Annotated in this window: 28 protein-coding genes and 2 pseudogenes; 17 read left to right on the top strand and 13 right to left on the bottom strand. The window is 40.1% G+C overall.

From position 1 onward, the window contains the following. Positions 1-113: 113 nt before the first annotated feature. Positions 114-332, bottom strand: coding sequence for a hypothetical protein (locus NST70_RS14370; protein WP_014097104.1), 219 nt, complete (start codon positions 330-332; stop codon positions 114-116). Between the two features lie 196 nt (positions 333-528). After that, on the bottom strand, positions 529-855 hold the full coding sequence (locus NST70_RS14375) for a hypothetical protein (RefSeq protein ID WP_342475394.1): 327 nt from the start codon (positions 853-855) through the stop codon (positions 529-531). 637 nt (positions 856-1,492) lie between these two features. Here NST70_RS14375 and NST70_RS14380 point away from each other — a divergent pair. The 6 genes from NST70_RS14380 (at position 1,493) to NST70_RS14405 (ending at position 6,179) form a co-directional block, all read left to right on the top strand. Then, a complete protein-coding gene (locus NST70_RS14380; protein WP_026684291.1) occupies positions 1,493-1,948 on the top strand; it encodes a DUF4274 domain-containing protein in 456 nt (151 codons plus the stop codon). Positions 1,949-2,301: 353 nt separating this feature from the next. Continuing rightward, complete coding sequence (locus NST70_RS14385) at positions 2,302-2,652, top strand: DUF5082 family protein (protein ID WP_014097100.1); 351 nt, start codon at positions 2,302-2,304, stop codon at positions 2,650-2,652. Positions 2,653-2,654: 2 nt separating this feature from the next. Continuing rightward, positions 2,655-2,933 carry a DUF5344 family protein gene (locus NST70_RS14390; RefSeq protein ID WP_014097099.1) on the top strand — a complete coding sequence of 93 codons (279 nt, stop codon included), beginning with the start codon at positions 2,655-2,657 and terminating at the stop codon, positions 2,931-2,933. A 4-nt stretch (positions 2,934-2,937) separates the two neighbouring features. Continuing rightward, on the top strand, positions 2,938-4,695 hold the full coding sequence (locus NST70_RS14395) for an LXG domain-containing protein (protein WP_342475395.1): 1,758 nt from the start codon (positions 2,938-2,940) through the stop codon (positions 4,693-4,695). Positions 4,696-4,709: 14 nt separating this feature from the next. Next, complete coding sequence (locus NST70_RS14400) at positions 4,710-5,219, top strand: hypothetical protein (protein ID WP_018665406.1); 510 nt, start codon at positions 4,710-4,712, stop codon at positions 5,217-5,219. Positions 5,220-5,438: 219 nt separating this feature from the next. Further along, the gene (locus NST70_RS14405; protein WP_026684958.1) at positions 5,439-6,179 is read left to right on the top strand and encodes a GntR family transcriptional regulator; all 741 of its coding nucleotides are present in this window, start codon (positions 5,439-5,441) and stop codon (positions 6,177-6,179) included. Positions 6,180-6,235: 56 nt separating this feature from the next. Here NST70_RS14405 and deoC read toward each other — a convergent pair whose 3' ends face one another. Beyond that, positions 6,236-6,946, bottom strand: a complete 711-nt coding sequence (gene deoC, locus NST70_RS14410) for a deoxyribose-phosphate aldolase (RefSeq protein ID WP_026684959.1) — start codon at positions 6,944-6,946, stop codon at positions 6,236-6,238. 400 nt (positions 6,947-7,346) lie between these two features. On the opposite strand from deoC, the gene NST70_RS14415 reads away from it, so the two are divergent. The 11 genes from NST70_RS14415 to NST70_RS14465 all read left to right on the top strand — a co-directional run bounded on the left by NST70_RS14415 (position 7,347) and on the right by NST70_RS14465 (position 15,003). After that, positions 7,347-7,712: an HAD family phosphatase gene (locus NST70_RS14415; protein ID WP_026684960.1), complete on the top strand. Its 366-nt coding sequence runs from the start codon at positions 7,347-7,349 to the stop codon at positions 7,710-7,712. A gap of 643 nt (positions 7,713-8,355) precedes the next feature. Further along, complete coding sequence (locus tag NST70_RS14420; protein ID WP_026684962.1) at positions 8,356-8,706, top strand: DUF5082 family protein; 351 nt, start codon at positions 8,356-8,358, stop codon at positions 8,704-8,706. 2 nt (positions 8,707-8,708) lie between these two features. Further along, on the top strand, positions 8,709-8,993 hold the full coding sequence (locus NST70_RS14425) for a DUF5344 family protein (RefSeq protein ID WP_026684963.1): 285 nt from the start codon (positions 8,709-8,711) through the stop codon (positions 8,991-8,993). 4 nt (positions 8,994-8,997) lie between these two features. Continuing rightward, a complete protein-coding gene (locus NST70_RS14430; RefSeq protein ID WP_061565514.1) occupies positions 8,998-9,357 on the top strand; it encodes a T7SS effector LXG polymorphic toxin in 360 nt (119 codons plus the stop codon). Positions 9,358-9,373: 16 nt separating this feature from the next. Beyond that, positions 9,374-9,961, top strand: coding sequence for a T7SS effector LXG polymorphic toxin (locus tag NST70_RS14435; protein ID WP_342475396.1), 588 nt, complete (start codon positions 9,374-9,376; stop codon positions 9,959-9,961). Next, positions 9,907-10,755: an EndoU domain-containing protein gene (locus NST70_RS14440; protein ID WP_061565102.1), complete on the top strand. Its 849-nt coding sequence runs from the start codon at positions 9,907-9,909 to the stop codon at positions 10,753-10,755. The genes NST70_RS14435 and NST70_RS14440 overlap by 55 nt, the downstream gene beginning before the upstream one ends. A 12-nt stretch (positions 10,756-10,767) precedes the next feature. Further along, positions 10,768-11,091 carry a hypothetical protein gene (locus tag NST70_RS14445; RefSeq protein WP_026684926.1) on the top strand — a complete coding sequence of 108 codons (324 nt, stop codon included), beginning with the start codon at positions 10,768-10,770 and terminating at the stop codon, positions 11,089-11,091. Positions 11,092-11,097: 6 nt separating this feature from the next. After that, on the top strand, positions 11,098-12,870 hold the full coding sequence (locus tag NST70_RS14450) for a T7SS effector LXG polymorphic toxin (protein ID WP_026684925.1): 1,773 nt from the start codon (positions 11,098-11,100) through the stop codon (positions 12,868-12,870). 9 nt (positions 12,871-12,879) lie between these two features. Beyond that, positions 12,880-13,308 carry an SMI1/KNR4 family protein gene (locus NST70_RS14455; RefSeq protein WP_026684924.1) on the top strand — a complete coding sequence of 143 codons (429 nt, stop codon included), beginning with the start codon at positions 12,880-12,882 and terminating at the stop codon, positions 13,306-13,308. An 85-nt stretch (positions 13,309-13,393) separates the two neighbouring features. Beyond that, a complete protein-coding gene (locus NST70_RS14460; RefSeq protein WP_235601860.1) occupies positions 13,394-13,909 on the top strand; it encodes a hypothetical protein in 516 nt (171 codons plus the stop codon). Then, the gene (locus tag NST70_RS14465) at positions 13,906-15,003 is read left to right on the top strand and encodes a hypothetical protein (RefSeq protein ID WP_026684922.1); all 1,098 of its coding nucleotides are present in this window, start codon (positions 13,906-13,908) and stop codon (positions 15,001-15,003) included. The genes NST70_RS14460 and NST70_RS14465 overlap by 4 nt, the downstream gene beginning before the upstream one ends. Positions 15,004-15,403: 400 nt before the next feature. Here NST70_RS14465 and NST70_RS14470 read toward each other — a convergent pair. The 10 genes and pseudogenes from NST70_RS14470 to NST70_RS14515 form a co-directional block, all read right to left on the bottom strand. Beyond that, positions 15,404-15,641: pseudogene (locus NST70_RS14470) on the bottom strand (hypothetical protein); the annotation flags it as partial. Positions 15,642-15,846: 205 nt separating this feature from the next. Next, a complete protein-coding gene (locus tag NST70_RS14475; protein ID WP_168985736.1) occupies positions 15,847-16,647 on the bottom strand; it encodes an AAA family ATPase in 801 nt (266 codons plus the stop codon). Continuing rightward, on the bottom strand, positions 16,640-17,992 hold the full coding sequence (locus tag NST70_RS14480; protein ID WP_014096191.1) for a DDE-type integrase/transposase/recombinase: 1,353 nt from the start codon (positions 17,990-17,992) through the stop codon (positions 16,640-16,642). The genes NST70_RS14475 and NST70_RS14480 overlap by 8 nt, the downstream gene beginning before the upstream one ends. A gap of 42 nt (positions 17,993-18,034) precedes the next feature. Continuing rightward, positions 18,035-18,553 (bottom strand): DUF6431 domain-containing protein, encoded by a 519-nt coding sequence (locus NST70_RS14485; protein WP_225620988.1) that lies wholly within the window; start codon positions 18,551-18,553, stop codon positions 18,035-18,037. A 288-nt stretch (positions 18,554-18,841) separates the two neighbouring features. After that, positions 18,842-19,018 (bottom strand): hypothetical protein, encoded by a 177-nt coding sequence (locus NST70_RS14490; protein WP_018664344.1) that lies wholly within the window; start codon positions 19,016-19,018, stop codon positions 18,842-18,844. Between the two features lie 19 nt (positions 19,019-19,037). After that, complete coding sequence (locus NST70_RS14495; RefSeq protein ID WP_235601859.1) at positions 19,038-19,670, bottom strand: DUF3427 domain-containing protein; 633 nt, start codon at positions 19,668-19,670, stop codon at positions 19,038-19,040. 232 nt (positions 19,671-19,902) lie between these two features. Continuing rightward, a protein-coding gene (locus NST70_RS14500; protein ID WP_179234616.1) for an IS3 family transposase occupies positions 19,903-21,016 on the bottom strand; the annotation gives its coding sequence in 2 pieces (ribosomal slippage) (positions 19,903-20,752 and positions 20,751-21,016; 1,116 coding nt in all). Positions 21,017-21,079: 63 nt separating this feature from the next. After that, a pseudogene (locus NST70_RS14505) lies at positions 21,080-23,356 on the bottom strand (DUF3427 domain-containing protein); the annotation flags it as partial. Between the two features lie 85 nt (positions 23,357-23,441). Then, entirely contained in the window at positions 23,442-23,837 is a 396-nt protein-coding gene (locus tag NST70_RS14510) for a (deoxy)nucleoside triphosphate pyrophosphohydrolase (protein ID WP_026684993.1), read from the bottom strand. 124 nt (positions 23,838-23,961) lie between these two features. Then, positions 23,962-24,882, bottom strand: a complete 921-nt coding sequence (locus tag NST70_RS14515; protein WP_013860486.1) for a restriction endonuclease — start codon at positions 24,880-24,882, stop codon at positions 23,962-23,964. Positions 24,883-25,049: the final 167 nt, after the last annotated feature.

Below are 25,049 nucleotides of genomic sequence, written 5' to 3' on the forward strand. Positions count from 1 at the left end.
GCGATCTATTTGGCAGTAAATGAAAATTTTAGGCACAGATTGAGAGTAAAAATAAAAAATCACTTACAAAATATTTCATAAGTGATTCATGTGGATATCTAATATGTGTAATATTAAACAGGAAAGTCTTTGACGATTTCATAGTCAACAATAGGAGGAATACGATCTGCCAACATTAGATCTTTTAACATCATTATCCGAATAGATACATCAGCGTCGTAAAAGATCTCTCCATCAACCGGCAGTTTTTCGTATGGAACATTTATAATTTTTAACTTTTTATTGTCTATAGTCCATTCAACCGTTCTTTTCAGTTGGGTAGTGGGTCTCATTTTTTTATACCCTCCTTGTTTCTAACGAGAATAAGGTTTTTCATTGAAATCATCAACACACCCTTGATAGAGGCTTCAACCAATTAATTGAAGATAAAAACCAAGCAAAAATATTGGTCAGGACGGTCATGTAAGAAATATTGTATGGCAAACGCATCTGACCTCTCTGGTGAGATGCGTTTTTAGGTTATTCAACTTACTTTTTCTCGTAATAAATAATATACGAACCGAGTGTGCTTTTTACTTGTTTAACCTTCAATATTACCGTTTCCCCTTTTTTGACATCAGGATTATCATTTGATACAAAGTTCAAATGTTTTCCGGCTTCAATATTGTAACCGAATAGGCTATTGGGCACAATTTTGTTCACTTTAACTGAAACTGTTTTCCCTTCTACGTTTTCCCCTTTATTGAGAGCAGTTTCAAACTGTTTTGTGGTGAAATCCACTTTTGTTTTTCCACATCCAACTAATGCGAGCGCAAGAATCAGAAAACAGCTTAATAATACAAATAATTTTTTCAATATAACTCCTCCTTCCTTCATCATATCAATATTTTATAATTTTTTATGTTTTATGTAAATATAAGATATTAAAACCGAATCCAGGTGTTCCCAATGAAAATGCAAATGACAGCGAAAGTATATTGTACATCAATTCATTGTTGTTACTATAAACAGCTGATTTGATCCGGACTTCGGGATCCCGAATGCATTTGCCTCAGACCAAGTTACTACACTTCTAAGCAAATGTTGATCTTTCACGCGCAAGCAAAAATGAAGCAGGTGCCCCTTTTTCTTCTGCGCTTACAAGCAAATGTTGATCTTTCACGCCGATTTGTTCCCCTGCTGCATTCATTGCAGCAACCTCTCTCGCATTAAGATATATGGCTCCGTTATCGTTTTGCCAGCCCTTTAAAGGTTCCATCATATTTACTTACCAATGTTCACAAAATTGACGACGTTCCCACAACGCAAGATAATAAAAGCAAACCATTTATGAATATTGAGTATGAAATCTGATTCAAAAAGGCTGTTCATGTCATGAAGGAAGAGGATAAACGATTGGTAGCAGGCTTCCAAGGCTGAGCGATGAGCGGTTAAAAAATCAAAGTGTTGATAATTTACAAGTTAATGATTTTAGGTAAGGAGGTAAAAATCTATGGAGAAGAAAGATATTATTTTTCTCGAAAAGTTACTTTATAAGACAGATAAAAGCTACGTAATCAGTCAGTTAGCAAACATAAACAACTCTTTATTACTTCATTACTTTGCTGCAAATTATAATTGGAATAATGGATTTGATATCCCAACGGTTATTCTAGAGAATGAGAATTGTGATTTAGGAACAGGTTTACTAATGTTTTATTTTGCAGACGGATATCGTATGTTAGAAAATCCAGATGAATTTTCAAGTTCTTCATTAAAGGAATGGAAGTCCTTTTTGAATAAGATTTATAATAAACTTATTAATTTTGAATTTAAGTATCAAAATATTTCTTTCAATCCTGAGCTAACAAAAATTCAAAAGTATAAGTTGAAAAATAACCATCCAGATATTCCTGATATACTCATTAACAAATCACCAGGAAAAGTGGTTGATATTCCTAAAATATAAAGTGATTGATTAGAGCCGTTAAATGCCTTTCAAGGTTTTTGTTTTTCTGCTGCCCCTGTATCCCACTAGAAATAGCACAATATTTCGACAAAACGCTTGATCACTAGCGGGGGGAGTACCATGATGGGTGTAAGGTTGAAAAATAACCATTCCGGAAATCTCCATCGAAAGACCTATTTTATTTCCTTAATTTGGTAGTTTTTACTAAAAAAGATTCAAATTTGCCCCCAAGTAAGTGTATTTTTCTTCTATCCCCTCCTTCTATTCACCTATATGCCGCCATTCACCAAATTGACAACGTTTCCGTAACCTTGGATAATAAAACCAAAATATTACGAAATCCGGGGGTAAACATGAGTATCATTTCGCTCTTGAATTTTCAACGCTCACAAAACCAGGAAGAATTGGAACGCCTGAAAAAAAGCAAACAGGCACTGCTAGAATCGAAGCACGCACTGGCGGAGAAAGAAAAGCACGCTCTTCAGCCCGCCCTGTCCGCCTCAACTTGGGAGGGGCAGTTGGCGAAGCAGTTCCAGTTAGTCCGAAAAAACGAACTGCTTGAAAGCTTTAACGCAACGGAAAAGCAAATCAATACGGCCCTTCAACTGCTAGACGAAAAAATCAGTAAGCTTACCACCCAAAACAACCAAATTGAAACAGCCATTCGAGCCGAAATGGTAAAAATGTACAAAAAAGGGGTGTGAAGATGGAAGTCAAAATCCAATTCGGATCAGTTGAAAAGTCGCTTGCAAAAATCCACTCACAAGCACAAAACCTGGACATTTCAATGGATGGCATGGGTTCGTACCCTTTATCTTCCCTTCAGCAGCTTGCCTATTTGAATCAGAAACTGGAGGGCCTGCTCACTGCATATCAGGCCGTTACTTCAAAAAATGAAGCCGCAGCGCAAAAAGCCGTTCATGCCATGAAAGAATACGATGAACAATTGGAAAAAGGCTTTGAAGGCCGGGCGATGAGCAGGTGAAGCCATGAAAACCCTTGATATCGAAGCGTTTGAACAAGTCGCCCCGGACACACAAAGGGCATTAAAGGAGAAATCCGATCAAATTTCGGACCTCCAGCAGGCAATCGACTCTTTTGTAAACATGGAGGATGCGTTTAAAGGCAAGGCCGGGAATGCGATACGCGGCTATTTTCGGGATTTTCACCAGCCGTTTCTTTTGTACTTGCAGTCGTTTTTATCCGAATACAACGAACAGCTGAACAAGGTTCTTAAAGATTTATCGGCTTTTGAACCGGACCCGAACGGCTATATTCAGGAAGCTTTTATCCAGGACGGTGTTATTTCCGCGCTGAAAAAGCTGGAGAACACCGTTGGCTATTTGCTTGAAGATGCCAATGCAGCGATGCGAAAAGTTTCAGATCTCGTCTCTCTTCCAAAACTGGATGTGGAAGAAAAGCTGTACTATATTCAGAAAGCTAGAAAAAAAGCAAACAAAACGCTTGAGCATTTGTATGACTTTGACTCAAAGGCTGCCAGTACACTAGATTCCCTTGATAAAGACATGGACACCATGGAGCGATTTGTCCGGCAGATGGAATTGATGGCGGGTGATGGTTCTCTGGATATTGCGACCTACAATCCGAAACAGTTTGTCACAACCGAGGCCTACCGAAGTCTGGAAGGCGAGCTCATCCAGAAAGCTGGTGTAAAACCGGTTAAGACGATGAGGGCTCAAGACTTTGGCGGACATTTGTCCGTCAAGTTCCACGTGTATGAAGACGGGGTCACCGTGATGGAATACCGCAAACAGGGATCCAAACAGGTTTATTACGAACTGGTCGATGAAATCCCGAAAGAAGCGATTCCAAGAGAGAAAAAACCGGATGATCCGCTTTATATGGATATTTGGAATGGCATTTATGAAGGCTCCGGAAAAGCAGTCGGTGACACGATCGAAGGCCTGGAAACACTCCTCAATCCAAGAACCTATATCTCAATGGGTTATAATGGCGCGAAATACGTGAATCAGCTCATCTCTTCCCCGGAAGAAACTTTGAAAAGCACAGCATCCCGAACGATTGACATGGCAAAGTATATGGGGATGGCAGTCAAAAATGCTTTTGAACGGGACGTCATCAACGGAGATGCCAAAAGCCGGACAGCATTCTTCACCTATGCTTTTGTTTTTATCGGGCTCTCTGCTCTCGGAGACAAAGGCATTAGTAAAATTAGCACTGCCGGAAAAGCGATGAATGCCGGGAGACTGGCTGAAAAGGCCGAGAAGCTGAGGGTCAATACCGGGGTTACGCCTGCACTTGAAGCTGCCGGAGCAGAGCCAGCAAAGATTCCGTATAATGTGATGGATAACCTGGGTGTTAGGATTCAGAAGGCGGCAGAAGAAAGATGGACGGGGAACAAGGATGCTGGTAAAGACATAGGTGATGGCACAGTATGGGAAAACATAAGAATCACCCAACCGCTTTATGAAGGTACAAAAATACCAAAATCATTCGAATTAGTAGTAGATGGTGAAAAGTTCTGGGTACACCCAAATGGAACAAAACACATGGTCGAGTATATAACAAGAGAAGCAACAACACATGGTATGCCAATAAATAGTCAAACTTTATTATCCAGTTTCCAAAGCTCTGTTAAAGATGCAGTTAAAGAAGGCGTTAAGTATGATGAAATTATGAATACAGGTAATTGGGAACTAATATTTAGTAAACCACGCGGAGAAGGATTACTACCAGTCATAAAGCACGCTGTATATAGACCTTAGAAGGAGACATGTTTATGTTAAAAGTAATAGGATATAAGGAAGGACAGTCTACAAATATTGAGTATGATGTTTATACACCAATTAATATTGAATTTGGTACATGGAATATATCAAAAGAACCAACAATATATTGGAGAACTGGTGATTTTAAGAAATCTTTAATTGAAATTGGAATAGGAAAATATACAGGTAATATTCGTTCTATTACACTAACTTTGTGTGAGAATGTATACAAAACAGGGAACTTTAATTTTAATATGAAAAGTATAACTTTGAATAAAGGGATACCGATTTTTAAGGTAGACGAATTAAATAATGAAACGTATTTAGATGAAAAGGGTCAACTAAACGTTTTTATAGGGATTGATAAAATATTTATATCGTTTTCGGAAAACGAAATTGTGTCAATTGTACAAAACGATAATGTGGGATTTGCTATAGATACCAATGAAACGATTTGTGGAATTATAGTAAATGATGTAGAAGAACATGAAAAGAAAATAATAGAAGATGCATTGAAATAATTGGGGTTGCCTGTCATCATCCTAAATATGCAAAGCCCTACAAAATACTCAGTATGGTCGCCTTGGAGGTTCATCGAGGTTATAAAAGCCCATGCATCTGCAAATATCAGTAAAAATTAAAGCAAAAAATTGAAAACACCGCCGAAGTCTATTATATTATGTATAGAACATAGCAAAAATGTATTTACATATATATGGATGAAAAGGCGGTGACATGCCATGAATGGGCACAAACCGATGCATAAACAAATTGAAGAAGATTTATTGGAAAAAATCAATTCCGGCTTCTATAAGGAAAATGAGTTAATTCCGAAAGAAGTCGATTTAGCAGAAGTGTACCAAGTCAGCAGGCCAACAGTGCGCCAGGCCATCCAAAGCCTGGTGAATGAAGGATATCTCGAAAGGAAAAAAAGAAAAGGTACGATTGTCAGAAAAAGAAAAATCAGCCAGGAATTTACCCATATTATCGAAAGTTATGATTCGGAAATGAGCCGAAAAGGGCTGCTGCCAAAAACCCGTGTACTGACTTTCAAAATAGACACAGCAACGGAAGAAATTGCCGGAAATCTTGATATTCAAGCAGGGGATAAAGTATATAAACTTGTGCGGTTAAGATATGCGGGGGAAGACCCTATTGTCCTCGTTACAACTTACCTGCCCCAGCATTGTTTGCCCGACTTTCTGGAACATGATTTTACAAAACAGCGTTTGTACGGCGTGCTGGCGGAAAGAGGGCTGCAGGTGAACGCAGTCAAAAGAAAATTGGATGTGATTAAAGCGGACGAAACAACAAGCGATTTGTTGGATATTGTCATCAATGACCCCGTCTTTTATTTTCATACAATTGGTTACACCGGGGATTACATTCCGATTGAATATTCCATTTCAAAGTACCGGGGAGACTTGAATTCCTTTATATTTGAAGTGAACAATGTAAAAAATGTAAATACAGGCTTCTAAACTTCTGCACCAAGAACCAAAGCCGCCTGCAATTTTATTTGCAGGCGGCTTACTGGTTAAATTTCAATACTGTCTTTTCCTTCCTGTTCAAGCCGGTTTTTTATGGATTCGATGATTTTAACCCCTGCACTGCATCCAATACGTTCTGCGCCGTTTTCGATCATGCTGATGAAGGTGCCGGCATCCCGAATTCCGCCGGCTGCTTTTACTTTCACTTCAGAGCCGACAATACTTTTCATTAATTTTACATCTTCTGCGGTTGCCCCTCCTGAACCAAAACCTGTTGAAGTCTTAATAAAATCAGGTTTCACTTCTTTTGCAATCTCTGCCAGTTTCGCAATTTCTTTTTTCGTTAAATAACAATTCTCGAAAATGACTTTGGATAACACACCGTTTTCGCGGCAAATTGATATAATTTGTTCCATTTCCTCTTTAATATAATCATAGTTTTTCGCTTTTAATTCGGTAATGTTGATCACGTAATCAATCTCATCCGCACCATTTGCAATCGCGTCTTTTGTTTCAAATACCTTTGATGCGATTGAAGTTTGCCCAAGCGGAAAACTAATCGCCGCTCCGACGTGAATATCCGTGCCTTTTAGGATCCCGGCGCATAATTTGGTCTGCGTCTGGTTAATTGCAACCATTTTAAAATGATAAGCTTTTGCTTCCTCGCATAGTTTTTGCATATCTTCCCTCGTTGCATAAGGCTTAAGATTCGTATGGTCTACCAGCCTGCATAAATCATCCAATGAATAGGTTGTCATGGCATTTCCTCCCATATGTTATTACATATAATATAAATCTATACTACTATAAATTCAATCAAGCAAGCTATATTAATTTAAAAAAGGGATATAACAATGTTGACAACGATTTCAAGGAGATGTAAATTATTGATTACATATTAAAATAATTTCTTATATGTAAGCAATTTTAATGTGAGTAAGAATAAATAAGAAAAACCGGAACCTTAGATGATAAAAGTGGAATTAACCAGTTTTTCAGGAAAAAATGGAGTCTGATGACAGATACAAAACGTTAATGTTAATTCGGCTTTGTTGAAAAAAACAAACAACCGGCTGCCTTAAAAGCATTTGTTTGAATAAATGTTTGTTTTTTACATATACTGTTAGGATAAGAGGACAAGAAAGGGGACAATGATAATTGAAAGATGTAAAACTTGTAATCTTTGATATGGATGGGCTGCTGTTTGATACGGAGCGGCTTTACTATTCGGCAATGAAGCAGGTAATGGAGAAAAAATGGGGTTGCGATTTCCCGTTAGAAAATTATAAGCGGTTTATCGGTGTGGATGAACGTGAGTGTGATGATGTAATGAAAAGTTTATACGGCAAGGACTTCTCAATGGAACTCATTCTGGAAGACTATTATCAATTGTTTTCGCAAATACTTCGTGAAGAAGGACTGCAAGTTAAGAAAGGCGCAAAAGACATATTGGATTTTCTGGACAAAAAGGGAATAAAAAAATGTATTGCCTCTTCCAGCAGGCCGCGATACGATTCAAACTAATTTATCTTTGGCAGGATTGACAGACCGTTTTGACTTTTATATGAGTGGCAGTGAAGTAAAACGGGGAAAGCCGTATCCCGATATTTTTCTGGGCGCATGTCAGCGGGCAAATGAAGTGCCGGACTCCTCGCTTGTTTTAGAAGATTCCTTAAATGGCTTAAGGGCAGCAATTGGGGCGAGCATTGATTGCATTATTGTTCCTGATTTAAATTAAACCAAATGAAGAAATAAAAAAAGCATGCGTATAAAATTGTTTCAGATTTAAGTCAAGTGATTGATATCATTGAAAGCCAAGCAAAACTGACACAGGGTGCCTGGCACAACCCAAAATATGTCTTCTATTTTTAAAAAATGAAGGCCACCACTTCGTTTTGAATGCCAGGCACCACGATGGTTGAAAAGTTGCCAAATAACAGTCTTGAAAATCCTATCCTTCTAAACCAGCATTCTATTTTGTAACCATAATTTAGAATACATTTACTTGAAAAGATTCAATTTATCCCCTGAATAAACACATACTCCTGCAATGCCCCCTCAGCTTCTGCTTCCATTTATCTATGCGCTTCCATTCACTAAATTGACAATATTTCCACTATGCTGGATGATAAAACCAAATCAATTTTACGGAAATTGGGGTGTGAATATGAGTGCCATTCCGCTTATGAATTTGCAGCTGTCACGGAATCAGGAAGAACTGGAACGCCTGAAAAAAAGCAAAAAGGAGCTTTTGGAATCAAAGTACGCACTGGCTGAGAAAGAACACCTCTGCCTCCAGCCCGCCCTTTCCACCTCCACTTGGCAGGGACAGCTTGCGAAGCAGTTCCAGATAGTAAGAAAAAACGAACTCCTTGAAAGCTATAAAGCTACTGAAAAGCAAATCAATACGGCCCTTAAACTGTTGGACGGGAAAATCAGTCAGCTTGCCTCAGAAAACACCCAGATTGAGAAAGCCATTCAAACAGAAATCGTAAAAATGCGCAAAAAAGAGGTGTGACGATGGAAGTCAAAATTCAATTTGACACGGTTGAAAAATCACTCGCAAATATCCGTTCAAAAGCGCAAAACCTGGATAGTTCAAAATCAATGGGTGACAGTGGTTCGTATCATTTATCGTCCCTCCTTCATCTTGTCCACTTGAATCAAAAGCTGGGTAACCTGCTCACTGCCTATCAGACCGTTACATTAAAAAATGAAGCAGCGGCCAAAAAAGCAGTTCATGCCATGAAGGAATATGATGAACAATTGGATAAGGGCTTTGAAAGCCAGGCGATGAGCAGGTGAAACAATGAAAATTCTTGATGTGCAGTTATTTGAACAAGTTGTCACGGATACGCAAAGTGCTTTAAAGGAAAAATCTGATCAAATCGCGGACCTCCAGCAGGCAATTGATGCATTTGTGAACATGGAAGATGCGTTTAAAGGCAAGGCTGGCAATGCCATGCGTGGGTATTTTCGGGATTTCCACCAACCGTTTCTTTTGTACTTGCAGTCGTTTTTATCCGAATACAACGAACAGCTGAACAAGGTTCTTAAAGATTTATCGGCTTTTGAACCGGACCCGAACGGCTATATTCAGGAAGCTTTTATCCAGGACGGTGTTATTTCCGCGCTGAAATTTGGAGAACACCGTTGGCTATTTGCTTGAAGATGCCAATGCAGCGATGCGAAAAGTTTCAGATCTCGTCTCTCTTCCAAAACTGGATGTGGAAGAAAAGCTGTACTATATTCAGAAAGCTAGAAAAAAAGCAAACAAAACGCTTGAGCATTTGTATGACTTTGACTCAAAGGCTGCCAGTACACTAGATTCCCTTGATAAAGACATGGACACCATGGAGCGATTTGTCCGGCAGATGGAATTGATGGCGGGTGATGGTTCTCTGGATATTGCGACCTACAATCCGAAACAGTTTGTCACAACCGAGGCCTACCGAAGTCTGGAAGGCGAGCTCATCCAGAAAGCTGGTGTAAAACCGGTTAAGACGATGAGGGCTCAAGACTTTGGCGGACATTTGTCCGTCAAGTTCCACGTGTATGAAGACGGGGTCACCGTGATGGAATACCGCAAGCAGGGATCCAAACAGGTTTATTACGAACTGGTCGATGAAATCCCGAAAGAAGCGATTCCAAGAGAGAAAAAACCGGATGATCCGCTTTATAGGATATTTGGAATGGATTTTATAAAGGCGCCGGTGAAATGGTCGGCGATATTATCGGAACCGTGGCGGAGATTCCAAAGATGGCATATATGATTGGCTATAAAGGCGCGGAATTCGCGGATCACCTTGTCTCTTCCCCTTCCCCAAAAGCATACTTATACAGCAGTGTCCACAAGGGGATCGATACGGCCAAATATATGTGTCAGTCCGTCAAGAATGCTTTCGAACGTGATGTCGTCAATGGCAATGCCGAAAGCCGGACAGAGTTTTTTACTCACGGCATTGGAACAATCGGAATATCCCTGTTTGGCGACAAAGGACTCAGCAAACTTGGTACACCTGCGAAAGCTGTTGCCGAAGAGCCGGAAAAAAGCGCCGGGAATCTGAGAGGGAATATCGGGGTTGCACCTGCGTTTGAAGCAGCCGGAACAGGGCATGTAAAGATTCCGTATAATATGATGAATGAGTTAGGGGTTAGACTACAGCATGCGACAAAGGAAAGATGGTCAGGGGATAAACCAGGAATTTTTAATAGTGGCACATTCGAACACATATTTCGCGGAGAAGTTAACAAAAAAAGAAAAGCTGTAGGCTATCACCATGAAAGTATGATGGGTGGAAAAATAGTTGAAGTGACAGACCCTCCAAATCAATATGGCGTATATCGTGCAATAGTTGAGATTGAAGGTAAGAATAAGAAAGTACCATCTACCTTTTTTCCTAAAGACTGGAACAGAGTTCAAGTAACCGAAGCGATAAAAGAAGCTTACAATAATAAAAAACTGATAAAAGATAATCTATACGAAGGTACATTAAAAAGTGGCATGAAAATACAAATGAGAATAGATCCTCAAGGTAAAATTAAAACTGCGTATCCATTATATTAGGGAAGTGTGAAAATGAAATACAAAGTTATATTTAAAAAAAGCAATACGGGATTAACAGTACAGGTACCAAATGAAATTTCTTCTGTTGCGATTTTATTAATGGGTGATGTTCAAAGTAATAGCAGGCCTTGGCTGGATTTGTTATACAGGGTTTTAAATGACGAATCGATTTATGAAGAATGCACGGGAAATAATTGTACATTAGAAATAAAAAAAGATTTTACAAACATAACAGATAATTATAGTGATGAAGATGATGAATGTATTATAGAAACAAAAGAACTGGTAAAAATTATAGAGCTATGGACAACAAAAATCAATTCCATTAATAAGTAAGATAAAATGAATCCGTTGCTTAAAAGCTGTTCAATCGATAATTTTGTAGACATGCAAGATGCGTTTAAAGGCAAGGCCGGGAATGCGATACGCGGCTATTTTCGGGATTTCCACCAGCCGTTTCTCCTGTATCTGCAGTCGTTTTTAGCCGACTACAACGGGCAGCTGAACCAGATTCTTAAAGATTTGTCATACTTTGAACCGGATCCGAACGGTTATATTGAGGAAGCTTTTATCCAGAACAGCGTCATCCCCGCACTGAAAAAACTGGAGAACGCCATTGGCTATTTGCTGGAAGATGCCAATAAAGCAATGCGGAAAGTTTCAGATCTTGCTGAACTGAAGACATTGGACATTGATGAAAAACTATATCCAATCCAGAAAGCGCATAAAAAAGCAAACAAGACGCTTGAACAACTGTATGACTTTGACACAAAAGCCACCCGTTCGCTTGAGGCTTTAGACCAGGACATAGACACGATGATAAAGTTTGTCCGGCAAATGGAATCGATGGCGGGTGCCGGTTCGTTTGATATTGCCACTTACAACCCGAAACAGTTTGTCACAACAGAAGCCTATCGCAGTCTGGAAGGCGGGCTCCTTCAAAAAGCCGGCGCGAAGCAGGTTCAAACTGTTGACGGCAAGGACTTTGAAGGCCACTTTTCCGTCAAGTTCCATCGCTATGAAGACGGGATTCTGGTGATGGAATACCGCAAGCCCGACAGCAAGCAGCCCCATTATGAACTGGTGGATGAAATCCCAAAACAAGCCATTCCAGGTTCAGAAAACCCGGACGATCCACTCCTGCTTGACATTTGGAAGGGAATTTATGATGGTGCCGGAAAAGCTATCGGTGACACGATCAATGGTCTCCTATCATTAGGCAAATCCGCTTTAGATCACAATACTTATTCTTCAATTGGAAAGAAAGCTGTTGATTATGGAAACAAGCTTAAATCTTCTCCAATTGCAACGTTGAACAGCACCGCACATAAAACGATCGATATGGCAAAGTATATGGGGCAGACCGTCCAAAATGCTTTTGAACGGGATGTCATCCACGGCGATGCCAAAAGCCGGACGGAATTTTTCACCTACGGGCTAACTTCTATCGGAATCTCGCTTATTGGCGACAAAGGCCTCAGCAAACTGGGCACAGCTACGAAAGCTGTCAAGGCCGGAAAGCTGGCAGAAAAGGCTGAGAGGCTGAAAGTCAATACAGGGTTTGTTCCTGCATTGGAAGCAGCCGGGGCCGGAAAAATCAAGATTCCGTATAATGTAATGGATGAGCTGGGGGTTAGGATTCAGAGGGCAACAGAGGAAAGATGGGGGAATAATGAGAATAAGGCTGCACTGAATAAGGACTTAGCGAAAGCTTATTTAAGAGATATAGAGGATAAAACTGGTCGGAAGGTTAATAAAGAGCAAATTCAACATATAAAAGAAGCCTTGAGAAACAATAACTATGTAAAATTGACACCAAAAGAGTCTGCAAAGCATAGAAGTAAATTTACATCGAGCCTGAAAGATAAATTGATTGCAGAATGGGAAGAAAAAACCAACCAGAAGTGGCCAAGGTATAAAGAGGAAGTGATTGATAAGAATGGTGAAGTTGTCCGAAATATTGGACAACCGTACGATGCTCATCATATCATTGAGAATAACTTTGGTGGCCCTCATGCGTGGTGGAATATTCATCCTGCAAAATATCCGGATGAACACCAAGCTGGCATACATGGAAAGGGAGCGCCGTCAGGAAAACTGTTTTCAAGGAGGTAAAATATCAAAATGGCTAATTTTGAATTTATTAATAGGCAGGAGCATAAAATTTATAATGTAACGGAAAATGATATTTTAATCGCTGAGCAGAGAATAAACTTAAGTTTTCCAAGCGATTTAAAACAATTTTATTTAGAAGTGGGTTATGGTTTTATTAAAGGCCAAAGTGCTAATGCGATAAATAGGATATTAGGGCCGGGGGCTGTAGCAGATTTCAGATTAAGAGAAGGAATTTTTGAATTTGCAGCGAATTTAGATGAACTTTATGATGAAAATAAGCTAATTTTTTTTGAAGTAAACGAGGATGTCTATATTTCAATAGACTTGGAATTAGTAGATAATCCTATATTTTATTTTGATGTTCAAATAGCTTCTTCATTAGAGGATTTCTTTAAAAAGTTTCTCAATAACAATGAGTATTATATAAATTTAATTTGAAAACCATATTATAAAAAATGATCAATTGTAGACGAACAATTCATCATGATAAAGTTTGTCCGACAAATGGAATTGATGGCGGGTGATGGTTCGTTTGATATTGCCACTTACAACCCGAAACAGTTTGTCACAACCGAAGCCTATCGAAGCGCAATTTCGTTTTGCCGCCAAAGCCCTTTATTGGGTAAGACAATTTTTTACTGATGAAGAACCAAAAATAGAAAAAAGCAGCTTAATTGATCAAAGGGGAATCCGCGGGCCGCAGGAAAAGGAAGCTTTCATTCTTAGCCAAAAAGCGCGCCAAATCCGCCTGCAAGAAGTGAAACAGCAGCTGGACGCTCTGAAAATTAAGGCATCAAAGCTTGAGCAAAAAATTCAGTCGGATACCGAACAGTTTCAGATTTTAAACAGTGAGATTCAGAAAGTGAAAGAAGCCGAAGCGTTTATGACACAAAAACATGAGCGTGCATTGAGAAAGCAGAAATTAGAAGAAACGAAAGCGGCCCAATCCCAATGCAGACAGGCAATTCAAAAACTGGACGAGGAAAGGAATCATATTTTTCAAATTCAGGCAGTGCAGCAACATGAATTGGCCATGTGATCAATCTGGAATTGGAGTTTTACAAAGAACTTGGGAAGCGGAAAGAAAAATTTGACCAGCTCCGCAAGCTTAGCGATCTGGAAAATGAAAAAAAGAAAGAAATCAAACACCTGAACGCCGCCCGCGAAGAATTGGAGTTAAAGATTGATGAACAGGGAAAGCAGATCAGAAAACTGGGGAGAAAGCTTGATACAACCAACGACCAGATAGAGGACATCAACCGAAATACCGACAGCACACAAAAGCAGCAAAACCGGGAACAGGACCGGCTGGAAACATACCAGGCCGCACTCGTAAAAACAATGCAGCAAATTCAGGAAATGCAAAACCTGGCACCGGATTTATACGCCGAATTCAGTGCCAGCTTTGAAAAGAGCACACATGCTTCAGAAGTAGCGTTAAATAAACAGCTCGAAAATGGCATGGTCAAGTTTGACAATGCCAGGCACCAGGAAGGCATCGATCCTGCGGCTGAAGACAATTACCGGAAAGCAAAAGAAGAATTTGAAAGGCTGGAGACTGAGTATCAGCAGTCAAAAATTCTTTTGGAAAACGATAAGGAAAGAACAGCAAAGTTGAAAGAGGACCTGGAAACAACCATCAATATGCGCGTACTGGAGATCAACAAACGGTTTGCCGTTTATATGGCTGCTTTCCAATTCCAAGGTGAAATCAGCTGGGAGCCGCGTGAAGATAAAAAAGGGCGCACCCACTTTCATTTATATCTCAAAGCGCGTAAAGAAGGGCACCGCGGCACAATGGAAGATGTTAGCGTAAAAGCGCGCGGCGGCAGGGTTGGCAAGGGCGTTTCCGGCGGCGAAGAATCCCTCAGCTCCCTGCTGTTTGCACTCGCCCTTCTGCAAAACCTGGAAACCACGCCCGGCTTCATCGTGCTCGACGAATTCGACAGCGCCCTTGACGAACAAAGAAAATCAAAAGTCTTTGATCTTTATGTTGAACAGCTCAAGCGAAAACTGATCATCCTCACCCCGAAAACGCATGAAGCCGAATATGTCAACCGCTTTAAAATAGCATTTGTCGTACAACATGACCCATCCATTCCGAAGAGCAAGGTTACGGGGATTCGGTTATAGCAGCTGATAAAATAACCTGTTCAGTGCTAAATGAATTGGATATAATAAGGTAAAGGCGGGATGCTGCGAACACCCCGCTTGTGCAACTCGTCCAAAGCGGGCGGTTGCTCCTAAAAAGTATTATTTCTTCTTAGAAGACCTCCCGTTTCTGTTGGACGCATTGCGGGTGGTCTTCTTTTTTGCGTTTCTTTGCGGACAGGTTACTAAATACCAGGACAATTGTTTGATTCACAAACGCCTTGGCAGCTTCTACAACAAGAACTGCAAGAGAATATCCATTTCGCTCATCCCATTCTCTTGAAGACAAGGGAAAAAACCAGATGAGCAACCTCCCACCTAGCTTGTTGCGCGACACTACTATACCAGATTTTCAAGAAAATTGGACAAGAGAGAGCAAATATTAAATCACTTTTACCAGCTGCTTAAATACGTAAGCAGGATTCCCAGCTAGCTCCACTTCCGGTACATACACCCTCTTTAAAGGCAACAATGCTCTTACATCATTTGGCATGTGATCATACCATTACATGATTAACCGCACTAAAGCCTCTAAGTCAAGTAATTTCACGGAGTTTCGTTTTGCTACTGTTTCTACATTAGGACGTAAAGCCCCCCGTTTAAACAAATAAACTATTGGCAACATAAAAATGAGGAGTTAATACAGTACCAACCATGTACTCACGTTTTTCCTTGGATGTTACTGGCGCCCCAAAATGGCAGGAAATTGACGGTGTTATTTGTCCAGAAATTGACGGAATTGTTGTCAATTAAGGGGGAAGCCAGTTTGCGCTTTATTGTGGCTTCCCCTATGAGTTTAATACTTAAATTTAAATCATTGTCATTTCACGAAAGTTCCCCTTCAATCACACGTTTTACCATATGATCGTCAATGATTCGATGCCTGTTTTGTGCTCCGTAAAGTAGACAGTGGGTACAAATCTTGTTGATGATCCTTGCGGCTCCCCCGGAAAAACGATGGATTTCATCTAAAGCTACATCTGTGAAAATTTGCTCAGTTACTCCTGAATATTGTAAATGCATGGCAATATATTCTGCAGATTGAGCTCTGTCGTAATGCCCCAGTTTGAATTGAATATCAATCCTTTGGCGGATTGCTGTGAAGGATTGGAGGCGCAGGCGGTCCCATAATTCACTTTGTCCGACAAGAATCAGGCTCATAGGGCTTTGGGCATCCATTTTGAAGTTCAGCAGGAATCTGACTTCCTCCAACATTTCCCGATCAAGAAGATGGGCCTCGTCCACGACCACTACCGGCTGAACACCATGAATTCCTCTCATAAGCTCAATTTCCCGATGAAGCTGCCGTTTTGCATCGCCTCTATAAAATTTAGACTCGCACCCGAGTTGTTCCAACAACCCTTTGTAAAAATGCCGAGGCGTTAATTTGGAATCAGACAAGTACAGTACTTTATATTGTCCATCATCAAGCCGGTCAACAAATTTACGGATAGTCGTCGTTTTCCCAGTCCCACAATCGCCTGTTAAAACCGCGAATAACTGCCTTTCAGCCGTATATTTTAACCGCCCCAGTATTTCCTGCATCATAGGAGAATCATAAAGCTTTTTAGTCGGAATATCCCGTGAAAAAGGCGTATGAGTCATACCGTAGAAGGCTTCAAACATTCTCACCGTCCTCCTTCCATACAGCCCGGAAGGAGACGGCTGGTGTTTGTTCCATCTGTCGTTCCTGATACTTTTGTTCCGCAGCTTTTAATAATCTTGATGAATCGGCTTCCTGTGGCTGAAGATGATCAGGAAGGGGTGGCCTTTTCCCTGACCTTTCACCAATTTCAAGTTTATGAGCTTTCCATGGCGAATACCCTTCAAACTCAATGGTGAGTTCCTCCAGATCCGCAGGATCATAGATAACTTCGACTTTCTGCCCAATAAATGCCAGGCCTACTTCGTATTTTTGATCCATGAAACTGATACAGCCGGATTTATCTACCTTGCGTGTTTCGCAATGCAGGAATGCATCCGCCAACGTATCTGGCTCAATGAAACGAAGTGCTTTTCTGTCACTCCTAAATGCCGATCTTGGGCTTATCTTTTCCCCAAGCGCAGAATGCGGCTTCTCCTGATAACACTCTGTCAGCCAGACTTGAAACAGTTCATTTAACCGTTCTAATGTCTTCGGCTTTTCTAGTGAGACTTCCCCCAGAAAAGAATCAATGAGCCGGTTGAATTTTTCAACCTTGCCTTTGCTTTCTGGCGAAAATGGCTTCGCGTAAACCAGCCGGGTTCCAAGTTTTGAACAGGTTCTCCCCATCCATTTCGTCCTGTATTGTTTGCCATTATCAAAGTAAACGGCTTCGGGAGCACCATATTTTTGCACTGCTTGTCGAAAAGCATCCTCCACAATCCGGGAATCAAGTGTCGGATAAAATTCACCGTGTAAAACATACCTCGTCGCATCATCAATAATGGCGACCAAGTATACCTGCTTCTTGGCACCATTTGGGCCAATCGGTAAATACGGGCCATATTTGATATCAGACTGCCAAAGCTGATTCCGATGTCTTTTTTGAAACCTTCTGGCTGCCACTCCTGATTGCGAATAAAGCCTCATCTGCCTGGAACTGTATCCTCTCTCTGATAGCTTTTCCTGAAGGGTTGAACGTTTGATTTGCCCGGGTTCTGCAAGACCTTCCCATTCAAGTATCTGTATGATTTGTGAAACACTTCGGCTGGGGGCCTCTCTTCTAAGTAGAATGGCCTGTTCTATGATATGTGGCGGGACTGCCTCAGGCTTGGTTTGGGACTGCTTTCCTTTGGGCTTCAATCCTGAAAATCCTTCTTTTCGAAACTGCGTTAAATAACGCCTGATAGTCCTTTCAGAAAGGCCGGAGGCCTTACAAATTTGTTCCTTTAATTCCTTCGCTTTTCCGGCATCCAATCCATCCGCCAATAATGGAGAAATGAGTTGAAACCTTTGGGCTGCCATTTCATCTGCTTTCTTGTGATCCATTCATGATAGACTCCTTTCCTATTTATCTACCATGAGTGTAAATCAACCCCCGCCGGACAAGAATGCAGAACGGGTATGTACCCATAAATAAAAATTTACAACGGGTCGGACAACACGCGCCAGCCATCCGGAGGCATTGCCCACCAATCGCCCTAATCTTTGGAGTGCGGTCCCCGAAGTTTCGGGCAAAACTTTCAGGTCGTCCCCATCTTGTTTGGTCTGATGTTTAATGGAAACAAGGCAATGGATCCAGTATTCTACATAAAAATAAAACCAGTCTATCCAACGATAAAGTGTTGATTCATCTGCCGGAATATCATGATTGGAACGATTAGTCAAAACCGTTTCAATACATTCCGATTTATATCTTTTATAAGGCACCAGAAATTCTGGAAGTTCGTGATGAATCTTTCCACATTGTTCACATTGTAAACGTCTGATATTATAAATATGCTTCTTTCCAGATCTATCAATGGCTTTTCGATCTCTTGTCCCAATAACCTTCATATGTTTACCACAACAAGGGGAAGGTACTTTTTCCGCACCCCTAACCAAAAACACCAAGTTGAGTATTTTCAATTAGCTTATAATCTGATACAATAACCATAATCGTTATTTTTGGTGGGACATTCCCCGTATAGCTGATGGTACAGTTATACATCATGGGGGATGTCCTTTTCCTTTCTCAAGAATAAATACGAGGACATTATACTCGTCAAATTCCGGACAGGCAATACCGTCAACTTTCGGTTATTTTTGGATGTCAGAAACACTTGGAATAGGTAATAACCCTGTCACCTTCCTCTATCTCTCTACTAAACCTCTAAACTTGGTTTACCCAACTTGCTCTCAATTGTGAGTTTTTTCATAAAACACTTTATCTGCTTGTTGTTGCAGCTCAGACTTATAACGAAAATTTTTGAGGGTCGCCGAACTGAGGCCAACCAATTGACGCATGCCCTCTTTTCTCCACAAAGGCATGGGCTCATTGTTGTCTCTGGCTCTAATCATCCACCATTTTGCCATTGATAATTTCTCCTTTTCTTTAATCCGCATCAATATTACTCGTAAGATAATGATATAATGCGTCCTCCACACTTTGTTCCAATATCATATTCATACATACAACCGGAAGATTCTTCCTCGCCATAACGGTTTGATGGGCAGTGTTTTGATCAGGATGTGCACGTCCTAAGTAATAAAATCCTGTTCCTTCATCATCACTTTTCTTGATAAAAATATGGATGTCCGTATGATTTTGATCTGCCTCAAGAATGGACTTTACTTCTTGTGACTTCAATGTGCGATTGCTTTTTGTGTACCATTTCAGCACTTCTGGATTCAGCAGTTCATCTTCGTAATTAACACTTGAATCCACATCTTCTTTTTTATCATAAGTAACAAAGATCGGACAGGTGTTATGCTTTGACTTGTATCCATACATGGTGGAGTGCTCATCATTTGACCAATTTAATAGCCTGCAGACATCTTTTCTTGTGTATTTTTCATATAACTTGAGTGCCCGACCACATTCATATTCTTTGCTTTTTTCCTCTGCCGTCATTACCACATCTTCAACTAGCATCCTGAAATAGGGATGTTCAGCTACACCATTGCGTATTTCTGCATTGAATTTATATTGGTTCTCTTTAAGGTGGACCCCATCGTCAAGACACAAATTTAAAATTTTTAAGGTGGGTCAGAATCTGAAAAACAGATACTGACTAATAGAGCGTGAGGATGCTCATTGGAGGCAGTTAGTGGACAGTTCACATTTTTTGGAGTGATTCATCCTGCTTTATTTTTCCTTCTCCGGGGGTGTTGTGTCAAGGGCGAGTGTAGCGAGGGCTTTGCCGAACCCTTGACACAACACCCCCGGAGAAGTATCCTCTACCCGAAGGATGAATCACTCAAAGGCCATAAACGGAGGCAGGAGTCTTATAGCCCAGGGCCTGATGGAGTCTTTCGTGATTATAGAATTGTATAAAGTTACCAATCTCTTTCCTTGCTTCTCTAGGGGAATTGTATTCTTTTAAATATACTTCCTCATACTTGATGGTTCGCCAAAGCCTTTCGGTAATGATATTGTCAAGGGCTCTTTTTTTGCCGTCCATGCTGATTTTAATCGTGTTCTCAAGCACCAGATCCGTGTATTTGGGACTGGTAAAATGGCTGCCCTGATCACTGTTTAAGATCTCTGGCCTGGCGACTAAGAATGCCCGTTTCACTGCTTCCAGCACAAAGTCGATCTCAAGGGTTTGGTCTATCTCCCAGCTAACGACATAGCGGGAATACCAGTCAATGAGCGCCACCAGGTACATCCAACTTTTTTGAAGCCGGATATAAGTAATGTCAATACCCCACACGTGATTAGGGTGTGTAATCTTCAAGTTTCTAAGAAGGTACGGGTATATTCGGTGTTCAAGACTGCGCTTACTCAGGTTTGGACCAGGTGTGATCCCGGCGATTCCCATTTCCCTCATGTGGCGCTGTACAGCCTTTCGGTTGATGACCAAACCTTCGGCATTCAGTAAAGCAGCAATGCGCCTGGAGCCGTAATAGGGATGTTTGGTGTAGATTTCATCAATCCGATGTTTGATAAACAATTCTTCAGGAGACGGCCCGACTGGCTTGTAGTACAGGCTTGAACGGTTCAGGCTCAAAAGATCGGCCTGGATGGAAATTGGCAGTTTTGCTTCGTCATCCCAGTCGACCATTTCAACTCGTTCTGCTCTACTCCTTAATTCCAGATTTTTTTTTAAGCCACGACAACTGCGTGGTTAGGCGGCCGACTTCCGCATAGAGACTTTCAATGGTCTGTTCATACTCGGCTTTCATTTTTTCAACTTTTTTGTTGCCTTTTTCAAAGACTTTTGGCATCTGTTCAAGAAAAGCATTTCTCCATTGGCGAATTTGATTCACATGGATTCCATGAGCAGAAGCAATTTCGTTCATCGTTTTTTCTTCTTTTAAGACCTCTAGCACGACTTGAGTTTTAAATTCAGGCGTATAACTTTTTCTCATAAACCTACTTTAACAGCTCCTCATTTTGTGTCTAGTTTTATGGGTCCATTATACTTCGAATAACACAATCGGCTGATTTCCATATTTCTTTCGGTCAACTTCAGTGAAAAACTGAAGATTAAAGATTCTACGGATCGACTCCATTGTTCGACCATCTGTCATACAGCCATTCTTCCTTAAATACGCAACATATTCCTCTTCTGTCACCGTTCCTTGTCCCAACAGTCGTTCAAGCAAAATAATTTCGTGCTTCCTTTTTCCATTTAAAATCTCTAAAGACAGCATGGTAAGGACCTGATTTTCATACGTTGATAAACCCGGCTTATTTTCCCGCATTTTTCTTAGGAAAAGATCGTAATTTTTATTTGCTTCTACGATGACACACGGATCGATCGAATGATTGATGATAAAATCATATAAATATGGAACACGCCCAATCCTATTTTTCAGTCCAATATACGATTCTTTTAAAATCTTTGCAGCGTTCAATTTGCAATTGTTAATCGCTTTAAAAATTTGCTTCCTCGCCACAGCCTCGAAATTAATCGTAGATACTCCCTTAATATAGCTTGTATCCACCATTCTCCTTCGTACATTGTCTTTGTTTTGCGATTGATCACCAGAAAGGGCAATGGGAATGAGATAATTATTTTTGTAATTTCCAATAAAATCTATAATCGTCACATAATCTTTTGTATCATGTTTTCGCAAACCACGCCCGAGTTGTTGAATAAAAATAATACTCGATTGGGTTTGCCTTAGCATCACAATTTGATTGATACAAGGAATATCAATACCCTCGTTGAAAATGTCTACAGTTAAAATATAGTCCAATAATCCGTTTTCTAATTGGGTGACACAACGTATCCTTTCTTCTTGGGAATCGTCCCCTGTTAAAGCTACCGTTCGCAAGCCACGTGCATTCAGAAGTACAGATAAATGTTTCGCTTCCTTTTTCCGACTGCAGAACATCAAGCCTTTTACGCTATCTCCAGAATACCCATAGTATGTAATTTTATCGATAATATGATCTACTCGTTCATCCGCAACCAAGTGAGACAAAGCTGTCGCATCGTCAATCGTTTGTCCATTATACTGAAAATCTCTCACCCCAAAATAATGGAAGGGACAAAGCATATCTTCTTCTAATGCTTCTTGCAAGCGAATTTCATATGCAATGTTGTAGTCAAATAACTCATAGATGTTAAAATCGTCGGTTCGCTCAGGTGTGGCGGTCATGCCCATTAAAAATTTCGGTTGAAAGTAGTTGATCACTTTACGGTACGACATGGCCCCCGCTTTATGCACTTCATCGACCAAAATATAATCAAACTCATCCGTTGCAAATTGATATAACGTGTCGTCTTTCGACAGCATCTGGATCGTTGCAAATATATATTTAGCATCAGTTTGTTTCGATGTTCCTGATAAAATACCAAACTCATGACTCAATCCACCTAAAATTAATTGGAAATCCTTCATCGCTTTTTGCAATATTTGTTCACGATGCACAATAAAAAGCATTTTCTTTGGCGCAAAACGGCGAACGTCAAAAGCAGAAAGATAGGTTTTCCCTGTACCCGTTGCAGAAATGACAAGCCCTTTGTTTTTTCCTTCATCTCGTAAAGCCTGGATTTCCTTTAAAGCAGCATCTTGCATTTTGTTTGGTTGAATTTTTAAGGCTTCTTGAATCGGATTCGTCTGATAGCCTACTGGAAAATCATATACTTGCTCATTTGTTTTCTTCTCTTCAGCGTAGGTTTTTTCGTATTGCTCGATCCATTCTTCTGTTAGAATCTCAGAGTTTGCCCATACTTCTTCAAATTGATTTTTAAAGTGATGTACAATTTCTCCGTTTTCATGAGAAGTGAGCTTTATGTTCCATTCATAATTTACTTGCAATGCCTGTGCAGTTAAATTGGAACTTCCGACAATTAAAGAATAATAAGCATCGTGTTCAAATATGTATCCTTTTGCGTGAAACCCCTTCACGCTTGCTAGTCGCACTCTAACATTCGTGATCTTCATTAATTCTCTAAAAACTTTCGGGTGATTGAAAATTAAATAAGTTGAGGTCAGAATCCTGCCTGTCACACCTTTTTGCTTTAAGTCTAGAAAAAGAGACTTGAGTGTTGCCAAACCACTTTCTGTAATAAAAGCAACAGAAAACAGAAATGATCTACAGTTCTCCATCTCATTTCGAATCGACGTTAAAACGTCTTCATTTTTCGTCGATTGGTTCACTAATAATTTTGGACGATAGTTTCCTGCATGTTCATGGGCCTCATTAATAAAACCGTGATATAAAGAGGCTTCCAAACTTTTAATCAAGTTACTCATATGCATCACCGTTTTTGTGGGATACCTTTATTGTAATATTCATTCCATTCATCGTAAATCATTTCAGAAAAGGGAAATACAGCATTCAATCTTTGGTAGATGCAATCTCTTCAACAGCAGGTAAATCAGCTGGAGCCCAATCCAATGACATAAGATCTTCTTTGTTCATCCATTTTATTGCAACATGGTCCGTTAAAATGGGTTGTCCTTCTAACAACTTGCAATAAAACGTTGTTAGATGAACAATGCCAAAATCATATTCATACGTTGTGTCCTCCACTTGCTCCCCAATCTCAATTTTACATTTCATTTCTTCCTGTATTTCGCGTTTCAGGGCTTGCTGTGGCGTTTCACCTTCTTCAACTTTTCCACCAGGAAACTCCCATTTATTGGCTAGGGTCCTGCCTGGGCCGCGCTGTGCACAGAGGATTTGATCGTTTTGAATTATAACGGCACCAACTACGTAGATATTCTTTTTCAAGCCTAAGCCTCCAATTACTAAATATTTATATCGCAACCAAGTGCTTAAAATGAAGTGATGATACGTAAGACAAAGTTAAATCTGTCACAGGAAACCAGATTTCCTATTAAGTCAGCAACTGATTTTATTCTTCGTTAAAATAGTCAGAGTCAATATCCTTTATTATATAAGTTATTTTTGGAGAAACGCCAACATTATTATCAATCATTAATTCCGCAAGAGTTTCGCCATCTATTAAAACAATTTTCTTTTCAATTCTTTTTACATAATCCTTTGCTTCCTCGGTAAATCTAGAGGTTGTTATCAATACCCCTTTACGAGCTCGGTTCCCTTCTAAACTTCCCGCAAAAGCCTGGACTACAGGCCTACCGACAGAGCCTTCCCATCTTTTTGCTTGAATATAGATAACATCTAATCCTAATTTATCTTCTTTAATAATTCCATCGATTCCATCGTCACCAGTTCTCCCAATTGCTTGACCCGCATCAGCGTGGGTACCTCCATATCCCATTGCGACTAGTAAATCAACCACCAATTTTTCAAAAAACTCTGGTGAACAGGATTTTACGGTACGTAAGAGCTCATCCATTAAACTTCTTGTGATATCTCGAAAACTGGAGTCCAAGATTTCCTCAGGGGAAAGATCTGATTCTCGATTATTAGGCAATGTTTCCGTGCTATCTTTATGATCTGTACTGTTCTTATTGCTGCGAAACTCCCGGAACTCGTTAAAACGTTCTAAGAACTTTACATCAATTTTCTCAGGGTTTTTATTTAAGACACTTAATCCTTGTTCTGAAATCGTAAATCTTCCTCTTCCAACTTGTTCTAGTAGACCCGCCTTTTTCAAATAAGTTCGAGCCCAACCAATTCTGTTTTTATATTTAAGTTGCTTTCCGCTTGGCAAGTATTCCTTTTTATCTGCGTCTGTTAGACTAAAATAATCAGCAAGCTTTATATACATTTCTTGTAACGTATGCTCATTTCTATCCCCGAGTATTTTTAGAAAAGGTAGCATAAAGGTTTGATAGTCTGGCACTGTCATTTTCATTACCCCTCTAATCTTTTGATCATATTACTTTCATAATAGTACAGGCTTACAAAAAAACTGCGTACATGGAATTAATAGCTAATGTACAAAGGCATTCTTTTCCGGTAAAGTTAAACATACTCTGTTTCTATTTATTCTTCGTTTTCAGTTACTCTGCACCC

This window comes from Weizmannia sp. FSL K6-0777, from assembly GCF_038593185.1.
Classification (GTDB): Bacteria; Bacillota; Bacilli; order Bacillales; family Bacillaceae_C; genus Weizmannia; species Weizmannia faecalis.

Bases quoted from the DNA above. Each gene is read 5' to 3' on its own strand.
- NST70_RS14370 (WP_014097104.1), bottom strand. From the start codon at position 332: ATGAGACCCACTACCCAACTGAAAAGAACGGTTGAATGGACTATAGAC.
- NST70_RS14380 (WP_026684291.1), top strand. From the start codon at position 1,493: ATGGAGAAGAAAGATATTATTTTTCTCGAAAAGTTACTTTATAAGACA.
- NST70_RS14385 (WP_014097100.1), top strand. From the start codon at position 2,302: ATGAGTATCATTTCGCTCTTGAATTTTCAACGCTCACAAAACCAGGAA.
- NST70_RS14390 (WP_014097099.1), top strand. From the start codon at position 2,655: ATGGAAGTCAAAATCCAATTCGGATCAGTTGAAAAGTCGCTTGCAAAA.
- NST70_RS14395 (WP_342475395.1), top strand. From the start codon at position 2,938: ATGAAAACCCTTGATATCGAAGCGTTTGAACAAGTCGCCCCGGACACA.
- NST70_RS14400 (WP_018665406.1), top strand. From the start codon at position 4,710: ATGTTAAAAGTAATAGGATATAAGGAAGGACAGTCTACAAATATTGAG.
- NST70_RS14405 (WP_026684958.1), top strand. From the start codon at position 5,439: ATGAATGGGCACAAACCGATGCATAAACAAATTGAAGAAGATTTATTG.
- deoC (WP_026684959.1), bottom strand. From the start codon at position 6,946: ATGACAACCTATTCATTGGATGATTTATGCAGGCTGGTAGACCATACG.
- NST70_RS14420 (WP_026684962.1), top strand. From the start codon at position 8,356: ATGAGTGCCATTCCGCTTATGAATTTGCAGCTGTCACGGAATCAGGAA.
- NST70_RS14425 (WP_026684963.1), top strand. From the start codon at position 8,709: ATGGAAGTCAAAATTCAATTTGACACGGTTGAAAAATCACTCGCAAAT.
- NST70_RS14430 (WP_061565514.1), top strand. From the start codon at position 8,998: ATGAAAATTCTTGATGTGCAGTTATTTGAACAAGTTGTCACGGATACG.
- NST70_RS14435 (WP_342475396.1), top strand. From the start codon at position 9,374: ATGCGAAAAGTTTCAGATCTCGTCTCTCTTCCAAAACTGGATGTGGAA.
- NST70_RS14440 (WP_061565102.1), top strand. From the start codon at position 9,907: ATGGTCGGCGATATTATCGGAACCGTGGCGGAGATTCCAAAGATGGCA.
- NST70_RS14445 (WP_026684926.1), top strand. From the start codon at position 10,768: ATGAAATACAAAGTTATATTTAAAAAAAGCAATACGGGATTAACAGTA.
- NST70_RS14450 (WP_026684925.1), top strand. From the start codon at position 11,098: ATGAATCCGTTGCTTAAAAGCTGTTCAATCGATAATTTTGTAGACATG.
- NST70_RS14455 (WP_026684924.1), top strand. From the start codon at position 12,880: ATGGCTAATTTTGAATTTATTAATAGGCAGGAGCATAAAATTTATAAT.
- NST70_RS14460 (WP_235601860.1), top strand. From the start codon at position 13,394: ATGGTTCGTTTGATATTGCCACTTACAACCCGAAACAGTTTGTCACAA.
- NST70_RS14475 (WP_168985736.1), bottom strand. From the start codon at position 16,647: ATGTTTGAAGCCTTCTACGGTATGACTCATACGCCTTTTTCACGGGAT.
- NST70_RS14480 (WP_014096191.1), bottom strand. From the start codon at position 17,992: ATGGATCACAAGAAAGCAGATGAAATGGCAGCCCAAAGGTTTCAACTC.
- NST70_RS14490 (WP_018664344.1), bottom strand. From the start codon at position 19,018: ATGGCAAAATGGTGGATGATTAGAGCCAGAGACAACAATGAGCCCATG.
- NST70_RS14515 (WP_013860486.1), bottom strand. From the start codon at position 24,882: ATGACAGTGCCAGACTATCAAACCTTTATGCTACCTTTTCTAAAAATA.